The sequence below is a fragment of the Mycobacteroides sp. PCS013 genome (assembly GCF_049532645.1).
GTDB classification, from domain to species: Bacteria; Actinomycetota; Actinomycetes; order Mycobacteriales; family Mycobacteriaceae; genus Mycobacterium; species Mycobacterium gwanakae.
In genome coordinates this window covers 1,041,538-1,053,250 of the sequence record NZ_CP150131.1, presented here as the reverse complement: position 1 = coordinate 1,053,250, position 11,713 = coordinate 1,041,538, and the positions used below count along the sequence as shown (strand labels likewise).

Here is an 11,713-nt window from a genome sequence, read left to right as displayed (position 1 = left end):
CATGCCTAAATCACTGAGTCCCGCCGAGGCCAAGGCCGCCAAGGCCGAGGCAAAGGCGCGTCGCAAGGTCGAATCGAAGGCGCGCCGCGCCCAGATGTGGCAGGCCTTTCAGATTCAGCGCAAGGAAGACAAGCGGCTTCTGCCGTACATGATCGGCGCGTTCGTACTGATCGTCGCGGCATTCGCGGTCGCCGGATACTTCTCGGGCGGCATCAGCGTGTTCATGTTCCCGATCCTGGGCGTGGTGCTCGGCGTGCTGGTCGCGTTCATCATCTTCGGCCGGCGCGTACAGAAATCGGTCTTCACCAAGGCCGAGGGTCAGAAGGGCGCCGCAGGCTGGGCGCTGGACAACATGCGCGGTAAATGGCGGGTCACCACCGGGGTCGCCGGAACCACACAGCTCGATGTCGTGCACCGCGTCATCGGCCGGCCCGGCATCATCTTCGTCGCCGAAGGTGCTCCCGGACGGCTGGGCCCACTCTTGGCGCAGGAAAAGAAGCGCACCGCACGTGTCGTCGGCGATACGCCGATCTACGACGTGATCGTCGGCAACGAGGATGGCCAGGTGCCGCTGTCCAAACTGGAGCGCCACCTCACCAAGCTTCCCGCCAACATCACCGCCAAGCAGATGGACTCCCTGGAGTCACGGCTCTCGGCGCTGGGCTCACGCGCCGCGGCCATGCCGAAGGGGCCGATGCCCGGTCAGGCGAAGTCACGCGGCGGAATGCAGCGCACCATCAGGCGGCGTTAGATCCCAGGCTGAGCTCCAGCTCCAGTTTCTGGTGCCGCCGCACCATGATGCTCGGAACCCACTGCGCACCACCGGGTTTGATCGTGAATTCACGCGTCTGGTCGAGCAGTAGATTGATCGCGGTACGCGCCTCCAGGCGCGCCAGTGCCGCCCCGACGCAGAAGTGCAGCCCCTTGCCGAAAGTGATGTGACTGCGCGGGCTGGGCCGGTCGAGGCGCAGCTCGTCGGGGTTTTCGAAGATCTCCGGATCGCGGTTGGCCGCACCCCAGAGCAGGGTGAGGTGGCTGCCCGCGGGCAGCTGGACCCCGCCGAGCGAGGTGTCCGCCACCACGTGCCGGTGATGTCCGCGAAACGGCGACTCCAACCGCAGCACCTCTTCCAAGAACGTGGGCAGCAGCGCACGGTCGTCCCGGATGCGCTGCTGCAGTTCGGAATTCTCTCCGAGAATGCGCACCGCGTTGCCCATCAGTCCGGCGGTGGATTCGCCGCCGGCGCCGACCAACTGCACCAGGATCATCACACCGATGTCCAGCGAGATGTCTGCCCGATTGCATGCCTGTGCCAGGTATCCGAGCAGGTCCTCGCCGGGGGCAGCCAGCTCCTTCTCCAGATGCTCACGCAGGTAGAGGACGAGGTACATGGTGTCGGTGACGACCTGAGCCTGCCGCTCGGCGGTGTTGAGCCCGCCGAGCATCTCGGTACTGGAGTATCCCCACTGCACCAGTTGCGGCACGTCCTCATCGGGCAGCCCGATAAGCCGGGCCACCATGGTCATCGGCAGCGCATCGCCCATCGCGGCCATCCAGTCGATGCTCTGACCGTCGCATCCGCGTTCCCACAATTGGGCTCCCGTCTCGGCCATCACCGGTTCCAGTGCGGTGATGCGCTTGGCGACCAATGTCGGGAGCACCAGTTTGCGATGCGCATGATGGACCGGATCGTCACCGGTGGCCAGGACGTGGGTGGGATCGGCAGGCGGTCCCATCGCCGCGACCGTCAGTCCCGTCTCGCAGTCCTGAGACTTCATCAGCGCGGCAGTGAGGTTGGAGGAGAAGTCCTCGGTGCGCTCGGTGGCCTCCACCACAAGATCCCAGCGGGAGACGAAGTAGAAGCCGGAATCCCCTGCGGGCCACACCGGCGCCGTCTCACGCAGCCGCCGGTAGAACGGATAGGGATCCTCCAGGATCTGCGGGTCGAACAATTCCACGGTGCTCATCACTCACGAGGCTGACAGACCGGAAAACCGCACGTCAAGGCATTCGGGAAACTGAGAAACACCTGTTCAGAGGCATGATCTGTGGCGTCTCACGGCGGCCGCCCTACCAGCAGAAACACTGAGAATTCTGTGTGGTTATGTCTCATCTTGAGATAGATTGAGGAACTGATGTCACCACGCTCCGACTGGCTGCACCCCGGCGACCGCCATGCCGCGGCCGCCGACCGCATCGTGTCGGTCGCGGCTCGGCAGATCGCACGGCACGGGCTGGACCGGCTGAACCTGGATGCGGTGGCCCGCGAGGCGGGATGCTCACGCGCGACGCTGTATCGGCACATCGGAGGCAAGCCTGCGATTGTCGACGCCGTGCTGGCCCGGAACATCGCAAATGTCACCACCGACATACAGCGGGCGGTCGAGTCCGCGGACGCCCAGCGGCGTACGGTCACCGCCATCACCGCCTCGTTGACCGCTATCCGCCATGATCCGATTGTCAGCGCAATGGTGGCGACGATGTCGCCGGCCTCGCTCGGCTCCTATCTGAGCCCGGCCTCCGAAATTCCACGTTCGGCGTCAATGTTTACCGGGCTCGCTGACGACACTGCCGCGCAATGGATTTCGCGCGTAGTGATGGCATTTCTATTCTGGCCCGCAGCAGACCCGGCGCTGGAGGCAGAGATGATCGAGCGCTTCGTCTACCCGGTCTTGAAGGACGCCACCGCGTCACGGGTCTCCGCCTCGGCGACCAGCGAATCCACGATCTCGCCAGCCCGCACCGCGACATTGGAGAGCAACGAGGACGACAGCCCGTGACTGTGCTCCACCGATCCGTTGAGGTAGACGTCTCCCGGGGCACCTGCCCGCGCCCGTAGCCGGTAGTCGCGTTCGACCACCGGCCGGCCATCGGCGTCGAATTCGTAACACGAAGCCAGCGGTCCCAGGAATGCCCGCACATCCAACGGCCGGTACCCGGTGGCGTACACCACCAAATCGCAGTCGAGCAGCTCGGTCGAGGAGCTCGGCTGATGTGTCACGGCCAGGCGTACCCGTTCGGGCGCCTCGTCCACGGCAACGATCTTCGAGGCGTTGTGCATCCACAGGCGCCGCTGCCCGCTGACCCGTTCCCGGTATTCGCGGTCGTAGAGATCGGCGATCAGCGGAGAGTCGACTGCCGCGTAGTTGGTGTCGCGGTGATAGTCGACCAGCTGGCGACGGATCTCGGGGGGCGCACCATAGAAGTCGTCCACCGCGGCCGGATCGAAAATCCTGTTCGCGTAAGGGCTGTCATCGGCCGGGCTGTATCCGTAGCGCGCAAAGATCGCGTGCACCTGGGCATCGGGGTAGCGGCTGTGCAGATACGCCACCGCCTCGGCCGCGCTCTGCCCGGCGCCCACCACCGCGACGCGGGCCGGAGCCCCGTCCCACGTACCGAGCCGGTGCAACAGCTCGCTGCTATGCCATTGCCGCGCGGTGGGATTGATGCCGGACGGCATCGCCGGGAACGTTCCGCAGCCGAGGACAAGAGCCCGCGCATGCGTCAGACGGTCCGGCGACAATCCCGACGTGTCCTGCAACCGCACCTCGAACCCGTCGGCGGCGGCGCGAACTCCGACCATCCGCGAGGAATAGACGACATCGGCGCCGAGCGCCTGCTGCGCCCAATCCAGGTAGTCGTGGAATTCCTCCCGGGTCGGGAAGAAACTCTGTTGGTTGATGAAGTCCGGCAGTCGCCCACGCTCTGTCAGGTAGTTGACAAAGGTGTAGTGACTCTTGGGATTTCGTAAGGTCACCAGGTCTTTGAGGAAGGCGACCTGCATCCGCGCGCCCGGGATCAGCATGCCGCGATGCCATCCGAATTGCGATTGGGCATCAACAAACTTGGCCGATGCCCGGTGCGGATGTTCGGAGAGCGCTATTGCCAGCGCCAGGTTCGATGGCCCGAATCCGATCCCGAGCACATCGTGAGAACTATGGCTATCCGAGAGCAAGGGACCGCTCCAGACGCTCCAGATAGCGTTGCCGCGCAGTGTCCTTGGTGACCAGTACCAAGAAGTCCGCCATGTCGAACTCCGGGTCGAAGGACGGCGGTCCACAGATACGTCCGCCGATGCGCAGGCATCCGTGCAGCAACGGCGGGATCTTCGCCTTCTCCTGAGGCGGGATCTCCTCCAGGGGCACGCCGTCCACAACGACGGGGTTTCTGGGCACGACACGGTATTCGTCGGGGGCGGCAAACCGCTGTGCGAAGTCATGCACCGAGCGCACCAACGATCCACGCGGCCCGCCGTCCTCCATCCGCACGGACAGGCAGCCGATCGCGTATTGATGCTCGGTCATCTGCTGGTACCGGAAGATCCCGGCCCACAGGATCCCCATCACCGCGCCGTTGCGGTGTTCGGGCGCGACAGTAACCCGGCCGATCTCAACCAGTTTGGGCCGCAGCGGGTCGAGTGCCGAGGCATCGAACATGGAGTCGGTGAACGTCTCCCCCGCTGCCTGATACCCCTCGGGCGGCAGTAGCCGACAACAGCCGATGATGGCGCCGGTGTCCTCGTCGCGAGCCAGTAGGTGATCGCAATAGGGATCCAGCTTGTCCAGGTCGATCATCTCGCCTGTGATGGGCCCACGAACGGCGTGCGGCAGTGGCGCCCCCATTTCGTCGGCGAACGCCTGATACCGAAGTCGTTGCGCGGCTTCAACTTCAGCCGGATCTGACGACAAGACAATGCTGTACCGCGGCCGCGGGTTCGCGTCCGTCCCCCGATCGGAACCGACACCGGGCGCCGCGATGAGAACCGCCGCGCTCTCCATGATCGAAAGCTACTCCCTCTGTCTACGGCGTACGACCGCTATGCACAAATCCCTGTGGGCATCCGTGCAGGCAGGCGCGATCACCGATGGCTAGATAGCTAGCGACTCCCCGGTGGCCGGATCGTGCGAGCGATTCATCGTAGCGACAGTGAGCAGAATCAGCGAAATGAACGCGGCGCAGGCCGCCCCGGCCGCCCCCAGCAACAGCACGCTGTCGATGCCCGCGGCGCCCGCGGCCCGCGCATCAGCCTTACCGGCCGCGGCATGCCCGAATGCCACGCCCATGCCTGCCACGCCCAAGAGAATGCCGATCTGGCGCCCCGTACTCACCGACCCGGTCGCCATCCCGGCGTCATCCAATGGCACGAACTGCAGTGCGGCATCGGATGTCATCGCCGAGAGCGCTCCCAGCCCCAGCCCGGCCAATGCCGAGCCGAAGATGAAATGGGTCCAGACCGTATCGGCGTGAGCGCCCGACGCAGCCCACAATCCGACGGCCACCAGCGCCACGCCGCCCGGGATGGCAACCCTGGTGGGCAGTCGCCTACCCGCCAGGATCCCCAGCGGGGCTCCCACGATGGTGGCGAGGGTGAGCGGTCCGGCCCGCAGACCTGTCTCAAATGCGTTGTAACCCAATGTGTTCATGAAGTACAACGCCAGATAGTTGGTGGCCGCGATGAGCGTGCCGGAAGCCGCGGCGGCGGCAACCCAGACCCCGGCGAAACCGGGTGAGGTGGCCAGCCGCAAGCTCAGCATGGGCGCGGGGGTGCGCGCCTCCCACCAGAAGAACAGCACGAGGGCCAGCACCGCGACGATGGCCAGCGCACCGGACGTGCGGCCCCCAATTCCGCCGTCGTGCAGAGAGATCACCGAGAAGACGCCGGTAACCAGCCCGACGGTGAGCAGCACGGTGCCTACCCAGTCGACCGGCCGCAGCTCGTCGGCCCGGGTCTCGGGCAGGTGCCGCACCGCGATCACCAGCGCGAGCACCCCGACCGGAAGGTTGACCAGGAAGATCGACTGCCATCCGAAGTGTGTGACGAGAAATCCGCCCAGCAGTGGACCGGCGGCGCTGCCCGCACCCATCACCGCGCCGTAGATCGCGATGGGGGCACCGCGGCGCTCCTGCGGATACGCCGCGGCGATGATCGGCAGCGATACCGCCAGCAGGATCGCTCCGCCGATGCCCTGCAGGGCCCGCACCCCGATCAGCATGGGCGCGCTGGTCGCGAGCGCACAGCCCAGCGAGGCCGCGGTGAACAGCACGATGCCCAGCAGGTAGAGCCGCCGGCGGCCCAGGCGATCACCGAGAGTGGCGGCCGTGAGCAGCAGCCCTGCCATCGGCAGCGCATAGGCGTCGATGACCCATTGCAGATCGGCGAGGTCGGCCCCCAGGGACAGCTGCAGGTCGGCGAGTGCGCTCGACACGATCGTCATGTCGAGCAGCAGCATGAACACCGCCATGCAGACGGCGAGCAGGACCATCTAGCGGGAACGAATCACGACGGTGCGGGTCACCCGGTCGTGCAGACCACGGCCGTCAACGTCGGTGATGAGCGGCGGCACGATGAGGGCGATCAGCAGATTCCTGATGAACGCGCGGCCGATGCCCACCGAGTTGGTCCCGTCGGCGGGTGCGACCTGCAAGCCCGCCAGGTATTGGCCCGGAGTGAACCGCCACAGCCGCACCGCGACCGTGCCGATCGCGATCCAGGTCAGCAGCTGGGCCGAGGAAAGCGTGGGCGACAACAGGTTTCCCTTGACGAACAGCAGCGCCAGGCCACCGGCGATCAGCCAATCGAGCAGCAGCGCCAGTAGCCGCCGCGCCATCGGTGCCGCCGATCCGGGCCCGGTCGCGGGCAGACCGAGCTGCTCTCCCGGGTACCGAGAGTTGCCCGCGCCCTGCACCGAACCAAGCCCCGACAACCATGAACCCAGGTCTCGCGCCATACTCACAGCGTAAATGCCAACCGAACTGTGGTTACGCGTAACATCCGCGCAACATATGGTTGACCGGCAGGCAACACCGGCTCCATAGGTTCATTCGCGCGTTCATGGATCAGTGGAACAAGAGGCAATTAAGGAGAAGCATGGCGTTCAGTAGCCCCGACGAGGTATTCAAGTTCATTGCCGACGAGAAGGTCGAGTACGTGGACGTCAGGTTCTGTGACCTGCCGGGCGTCGTGCAGCACTTCTCCATCCCTGCATCTGCTTTCGATGCCAGCGTCTTCGAAGACGGCCTTGGCTTCGACGGATCCTCCGTGCGCGGATTCCAGTCGATCCACGAGTCCGACATGCTGCTGCTGCCCGATATCTCGACGGCCAAGATCGACCCGTTCCGCGCCGCCAAGACGCTGAACGTCAACTTCTTCGTCCACGACCCGTTCACCCGCGAGGCCTACTCGCGTGACCCGCGCAACGTGGCCCGCAAGGCGGAGCAGTACCTGACCAGCACCGGCATCGCCGACACCTGTTACTTCGGCGCCGAGGCAGAGTTCTACATCTTCGACTCGGTCAGCTTCGACTCGAAGATCAACGGCACCTTCTACGAGATCGACTCCGAGGCCGGCTGGTGGAACACCGGCGAGCCCTACGAGGAGGACGGCAGCCCGAACCGCGGCTACAAGGTGCGCCCCAAGGGTGGCTACTTCCCCGTCGCGCCGTACGACCACTTCGTCGACCTGCGTGACGAGATGACCACCAACCTGATCAACGCCGGATTCACCCTGGAGCGCGGTCACCACGAGGTGGGCACCGGTGGGCAGGCCGAGATCAACTACAAGTTCAACACGCTGCTGGCCGCGGCCGACGACGTGCTGTTGTTCAAATACATCATCAAGAACACCGCGTGGGCCAACGGCAAGACCGTCACCTTCATGCCCAAGCCACTGTTCGGCGACAACGGATCGGGTATGCACGCCCACATGTCCCTGTGGAAGGACGGCAAGCCGCTGTTCCACGATGAGGCCGGATACGCCGGGCTCTCGGACGTGGCCCGTCACTACATCGGCGGCATCCTGCACCACGCCCCATCGCTGCTCGCGTTCACGAACCCGACGGTGAACTCCTACAAGCGGCTGGTGCCGGGCTACGAGGCCCCGATCAACCTGGTCTACAGCCAGCGCAACCGCTCGGCGTGCGTGCGTATCCCGATCACCGGCAACAACCCGAAGGCCAAGCGCCTCGAGTTCCGTTGCCCGGACAGCTCGGGTAACCCGTACCTGGCGTTCGCGGCCATGCTGATGGCAGGCATCGACGGCATCAAGAACAAGATCGAGCCGCTGGCGCCCGTCGACAAGGACCTGTACGAGCTGCCTCCGGAGGAGGCCGCCAACATTCCGCAGGCCCCGACCAACCTGGCCACCGTGATCGACAACCTCGAGAAGGATCACGAATACCTCACCGAGGGGGGCGTTTTCACCTCCGATCTGATCGAGACCTGGATCGCGTTCAAGCGCGAGAACGAGATCGAGCCGATCAACATCCGTCCTCACCCGTACGAGGTAGCCCTCTACTTCGACGTGTAGAGCCGCGTAATCCGCCCATCGTCAAGGCCCCCGGGATCTTCCCGGGGGCCTTGTCGTTTTCGCGGCACGGAGTACGGTGGAGCGGCGTACGTTGAAAGTAGATGTCCCGTCTAACTTTTCGAGGAGCGTGGAATCCGTGCCGAACGCAGCCGAGGAACTGAACAGGACCCCAGTCCCCGACCCCGCCGAAGACAACGCCTTCTTTCCGTCCCCGTACTCGCTGAGCCAGTACGTGCCGTCCAAGACAGACTTCGCCGGCGTGCGTTATGAGAACGCCTACACCGGTGGACGCTGGAAAATCCTGATGATCGCCACCGAAGAGCGCTACATGCTCATGCAGAACGGGACGATGTTCTCCACCGGAAACCATCCCGTTGAGATGCTGCTGCCCCTGCACCACCTGAAGGCCGCGGGCTTCGGAATCGATGTCGCCACGGTGTCCGGCAATCCAGCCAAGCTTGAGCTCTGGGCGATGCCCCGCCAGGACGAGGCCGTGTTGAACACCTACGCCGAGCTGTCCGCCCAACTGAAGAAACCGCAGAAGCTCTCCCGGATCATCGCCGAAGGCCTGGGTCCGGACTCGGACTACCTCGCCGTGTTCATTCCCGGCGGTCACGGCGTGCTTCTGGGCATCCCGGACAGCGAGGAAGTCCGGACGGTCTTGGATTGGGCGCTGAAGTACGACAAATACGTCATCACCCTCTGCCACGGCCCGGGCGCGCTGCTGGCCGCAGGACTGGACCGCGATGAATCACCCTTTCAGGGCTACAGCCTGTGCGTGTTCCCGGACAGCCTGGACACCGGCGTCAACATCGAAATCGGCTACATCCCAGGGCAAATGCCGTGGCTTGTCGGCGAGAATCTGCGTAAGCAAGGCGTCACGATCCTCAACACCGGGATCACCGGGCAGACACACGCAGACCGCAAGCTACTCACCGGCGACAGCCCGCTGGCGTCCAACAACCTCGGCCTGCTGGCGGCGGAGACCCTGGTCAACGCGGTCGTCGACGGCTGAACAGGAATAAAGCGGACTATGGTCCTATTGTTAGACGCATGGCACTCGCTGATATCGAAACCAAGCTCACCGGCCTGACGCCGGTCGCCCTGTCGGCATTCCGGATCGTGGTGGGGTTCCTGTTCTTCCTACATGGCACCTCGCACCTGTTCGGGTGGCCGCTGGCCTCGTACCTGCAGCCCGTCGGCACCCTGCCCTGGTGGGCCGGCATCATCGAATTCCTTGGCGGAGCGGCGCTCATCCTCGGGCTCGGCACCCGGATCGCCGCGTTCGTGTCATCCGGCGCGATGGCGGTCGCCTACTTCACCTACCACCAGCCCGAGGGGCTGTTGCCGATCCAGAACAACGGCGAGGGCGCCGCTCTCTACAGCTGGATCTTCCTCCTGCTGGTGTTCACCGGCGGCGGCTCGCTATCACTCGACCGATTCATTACCCGCGCTAAGCGCTAAGTCCTTACGCCAGAATTGGTTTAGCATCCTGGCCATGGCCTCTTCCAGCACCTCCAGCTCAGTCGCCAAGCTCGACGGCGCCACGCCCGTTGTCCTGTCGTTATTCCGCATCGTCTTCGGATTCCTGTTCACCGTGCACGGCACCGCCATCTTGTTCCGCTGGCCCGACCTGGCCTCGATGCCCCCGGTGGAGTCGTGGTCGCTGGGCTGGTGGGCGGGCGCCATCGAGTTCCTCACCGGGGTCGCGATTCTGTTCGGCGCCGGGACCCGCATCGCGGCGTTCCTGGCCTCCGGCACGATGGCGTTCGCGTATTTCACCCAGCACCAGTCCGCTGGACTGCTTCCCATTGAGAACAACGGCGAACTGGCCGTGCTGTTCTGCTGGGCCTTCTTCCTGCTGGTGTTTACCGGTGGTGGATCGCTGTCGATCGACGCGGCGCTCAAGAAGAGCTAGGCACAACCACCGTGGCGATGAGCGCCCGGTGGTCGGTGCCGTAGATCTCCTGGGTGGTCACCGAGGTGGCGGCGGCCCCGCGGGTCAGTACGTGATCGATCCCGATCAGCCGGGTGTACCAGCGCCCCTCACGCCACGTCGGCAGCCAGCCGGCCCCGGCCTGATCCACGGCATCGGCGAAGCCGCCGGTGAGGATCTGCCGGAACACGAAGTGATCGTAGGTGGCGTTAAAGTCGCCACCAACAATGACTTTCACGTCCGGGCGTAATGCCTGCAACTGACGGCCGATGGTGTCCAGCTCCGTGAGCCAACCCGGCGAACTCATATCTTTCTCCGGCGGGCGGGTGTGCACGGCGACGAGCATCACCGGTCCCACCCCGGGGATCTCGGCTTCGGCCCAGATCTGCCGCATGGCGAAGCTCTGGTCGTCCTGATGCACCGGGGTCAACGGATACCGACTCCAGATACCGGTGCCGGCAGCTTTCGGCTCGGCAACGGTGTACGAATACGGGAGCACTGAATCAATACCCGCGGCAACGAGTTTCACTCGGGCCTCCGGGGTGAGTTCGTCGACCGTCACCACGCCCACGTCGTGCTCGTGGATCGCGGCCACCACTGCCCCGGCGTCACCGGCACCGAAACGCAGATTGGTCTGCAGCACGGTGACGGTTGTCCCCTGCGGATGGGTGTCGGCCAGGTACAGCGGTGCGATCGCCAGCACCTGCAACGCGATCACCACGGTCGCCGTCAGCACGCCCCACCACTGCCGCACCGAAAGGAACAGCAACAGCCCCAGGATCATCAGCAGGCAGGTGACAGGCCAGCCGGCGGTCAGCCCGATCAGGGGCGACCAACTGGATCGCGCCCAGCGCGACACGATCGCCAGGATGGCCACGACGGCCAGCAGCCAACCCAACGCCCCCACGGCGGTCCGTCCACGCACCTCAGGGACGGTACCTTATGGCACTCTCTTACCCATGCCGTCGTTTAGCCGCGCCGAACTCGAGGAAGCGTTCGCGCAACACCAGGCCACCGTCCATCGTTGTATCGAAACCGGCGACTGGAACCCCTACGCCGAGATGTACACCGACGACGCCCTCTACATCGAACACGTGGTGGGCCGCCTGCATGGCAAGGAGGCGATTCGGCAGTACATCACCGCGGTCATGGCGGAGTTCCCCGGCAACCACATGCCGAGCCTGCCTGCCACCTGGACTGTCTTCGACCCCGAAAAGGGTTGGGTGGTTTGCGAAATCGATAACGTGATGAGCGATCCGGGCGACGGTCAGCATTGGGGCGAACCGAACCTGACCGTGCTGCACTACGCCGGGAACGGGCTGTGGTCACAGCAGGAGGACGCCTACAACCCCGCGAACATGGTCAAGATGGTGCGGCGCTGGTGCAGGGCCGCCGAGACGTCGGGGAGCCTTCCCGACGAGGCCCGCGACTGGCTCACCAAGTACGGATCGCGCAAGAACTAGTCGCCGGTT

General features: G+C 65.0%; 13 protein-coding genes. 7 read left to right on the top strand and 6 right to left on the bottom strand.

The genetic code is table 11. The features are described from left to right. Window position 1 precedes the first annotated feature (1 nt). Window positions 2-751, top strand: coding sequence for a DUF4191 domain-containing protein (locus tag RHO23_RS05215; protein WP_030095436.1), 750 nt, complete (start codon window positions 2-4; stop codon window positions 749-751). On the opposite strand, the gene RHO23_RS05210 is transcribed toward RHO23_RS05215, so the two are convergent. Further along, window positions 738-1,967: a cytochrome P450 gene (locus RHO23_RS05210; protein ID WP_064408535.1), complete on the bottom strand. Its 1,230-nt coding sequence runs from the start codon at window positions 1,965-1,967 to the stop codon at window positions 738-740. The two genes, RHO23_RS05215 and RHO23_RS05210, sit on opposite strands and share 14 nt — an antisense overlap. Before the next feature lie 168 nt (window positions 1,968-2,135). Between RHO23_RS05210 and RHO23_RS05205 the strand changes: the two genes are divergently transcribed. Further along, on the top strand, window positions 2,136-2,780 hold the full coding sequence (locus tag RHO23_RS05205; protein ID WP_082822390.1) for a TetR/AcrR family transcriptional regulator: 645 nt from the start codon (window positions 2,136-2,138) through the stop codon (window positions 2,778-2,780). Here the strand turns inward: RHO23_RS05205 and RHO23_RS05200 are convergent. The 4 genes from RHO23_RS05200 to RHO23_RS05185 all read right to left on the bottom strand — a co-directional run bounded on the left by RHO23_RS05200 (window position 2,663) and on the right by RHO23_RS05185 (window position 6,728). Then, a complete protein-coding gene (locus RHO23_RS05200; RefSeq protein WP_057966262.1) occupies window positions 2,663-3,925 on the bottom strand; it encodes a lysine N(6)-hydroxylase/L-ornithine N(5)-oxygenase family protein in 1,263 nt (420 codons plus the stop codon). The two genes, RHO23_RS05205 and RHO23_RS05200, sit on opposite strands and share 118 nt — an antisense overlap. 16 nt (window positions 3,926-3,941) lie before the next feature. Next, window positions 3,942-4,778 (bottom strand): GNAT family N-acetyltransferase, encoded by an 837-nt coding sequence (locus RHO23_RS05195; RefSeq protein WP_030095432.1) that lies wholly within the window; start codon window positions 4,776-4,778, stop codon window positions 3,942-3,944. 90 nt (window positions 4,779-4,868) lie between these two features. Continuing rightward, on the bottom strand, window positions 4,869-6,263 hold the full coding sequence (locus RHO23_RS05190; RefSeq protein ID WP_423488765.1) for an MFS transporter: 1,395 nt from the start codon (window positions 6,261-6,263) through the stop codon (window positions 4,869-4,871). Next, on the bottom strand, window positions 6,264-6,728 hold the full coding sequence (locus RHO23_RS05185; RefSeq protein WP_030095430.1) for an RDD family protein: 465 nt from the start codon (window positions 6,726-6,728) through the stop codon (window positions 6,264-6,266). A gap of 140 nt (window positions 6,729-6,868) precedes the next feature. Between RHO23_RS05185 and glnA the strand changes: the two genes are divergently transcribed. The 4 genes from glnA to RHO23_RS05165 all read left to right on the top strand — a co-directional run bounded on the left by glnA (window position 6,869) and on the right by RHO23_RS05165 (window position 10,223). After that, window positions 6,869-8,305 carry a type I glutamate--ammonia ligase gene (gene glnA, locus RHO23_RS05180; RefSeq protein ID WP_030095429.1) on the top strand — a complete coding sequence of 479 codons (1,437 nt, stop codon included), beginning with the start codon at window positions 6,869-6,871 and terminating at the stop codon, window positions 8,303-8,305. Between the two features lie 136 nt (window positions 8,306-8,441). Continuing rightward, on the top strand, window positions 8,442-9,320 hold the full coding sequence (hchA, locus tag RHO23_RS05175; RefSeq protein WP_423488764.1) for a glyoxalase III HchA: 879 nt from the start codon (window positions 8,442-8,444) through the stop codon (window positions 9,318-9,320). Between the two features lie 38 nt (window positions 9,321-9,358). Further along, a complete protein-coding gene (locus RHO23_RS05170) occupies window positions 9,359-9,769 on the top strand; it encodes a DoxX family protein (RefSeq protein WP_057966261.1) in 411 nt (136 codons plus the stop codon). A 34-nt stretch (window positions 9,770-9,803) separates the two neighbouring features. After that, window positions 9,804-10,223 (top strand): DoxX family protein, encoded by a 420-nt coding sequence (locus tag RHO23_RS05165; RefSeq protein ID WP_030095426.1) that lies wholly within the window; start codon window positions 9,804-9,806, stop codon window positions 10,221-10,223. Here RHO23_RS05165 and RHO23_RS05160 read toward each other — a convergent pair. Further along, window positions 10,210-11,148, bottom strand: coding sequence for an endonuclease/exonuclease/phosphatase family protein (locus RHO23_RS05160; protein ID WP_030095425.1), 939 nt, complete (start codon window positions 11,146-11,148; stop codon window positions 10,210-10,212). The genes RHO23_RS05165 and RHO23_RS05160 overlap by 14 nt on opposite strands. A 52-nt stretch (window positions 11,149-11,200) precedes the next feature. Here RHO23_RS05160 and RHO23_RS05155 point away from each other — a divergent pair, with 52 nt between their 5' ends. Next, window positions 11,201-11,704 (top strand): nuclear transport factor 2 family protein, encoded by a 504-nt coding sequence (locus RHO23_RS05155; RefSeq protein ID WP_064408532.1) that lies wholly within the window; start codon window positions 11,201-11,203, stop codon window positions 11,702-11,704. Window positions 11,705-11,713: the final 9 nt, after the last annotated feature.

Excerpts from the sequence above, each read along its gene's own strand:
- RHO23_RS05215 (WP_030095436.1), top strand. The coding sequence starts at position 2 with ATGCCTAAATCACTGAGTCCCGCCGAGGCCAAGGCCGCCAAGGCCGAG.
- RHO23_RS05210 (WP_064408535.1), bottom strand. The coding sequence starts at position 1,967 with ATGAGCACCGTGGAATTGTTCGACCCGCAGATCCTGGAGGATCCCTAT.
- RHO23_RS05205 (WP_082822390.1), top strand. The coding sequence starts at position 2,136 with ATGTCACCACGCTCCGACTGGCTGCACCCCGGCGACCGCCATGCCGCG.
- RHO23_RS05195 (WP_030095432.1), bottom strand. The coding sequence starts at position 4,778 with ATGGAGAGCGCGGCGGTTCTCATCGCGGCGCCCGGTGTCGGTTCCGAT.
- RHO23_RS05190 (WP_423488765.1), bottom strand. The coding sequence starts at position 6,263 with ATGGTCCTGCTCGCCGTCTGCATGGCGGTGTTCATGCTGCTGCTCGAC.
- RHO23_RS05185 (WP_030095430.1), bottom strand. The coding sequence starts at position 6,728 with ATGGCGCGAGACCTGGGTTCATGGTTGTCGGGGCTTGGTTCGGTGCAG.
- glnA (WP_030095429.1), top strand. The coding sequence starts at position 6,869 with ATGGCGTTCAGTAGCCCCGACGAGGTATTCAAGTTCATTGCCGACGAG.
- RHO23_RS05170 (WP_057966261.1), top strand. The coding sequence starts at position 9,359 with ATGGCACTCGCTGATATCGAAACCAAGCTCACCGGCCTGACGCCGGTC.
- RHO23_RS05165 (WP_030095426.1), top strand. The coding sequence starts at position 9,804 with ATGGCCTCTTCCAGCACCTCCAGCTCAGTCGCCAAGCTCGACGGCGCC.
- RHO23_RS05155 (WP_064408532.1), top strand. The coding sequence starts at position 11,201 with ATGCCGTCGTTTAGCCGCGCCGAACTCGAGGAAGCGTTCGCGCAACAC.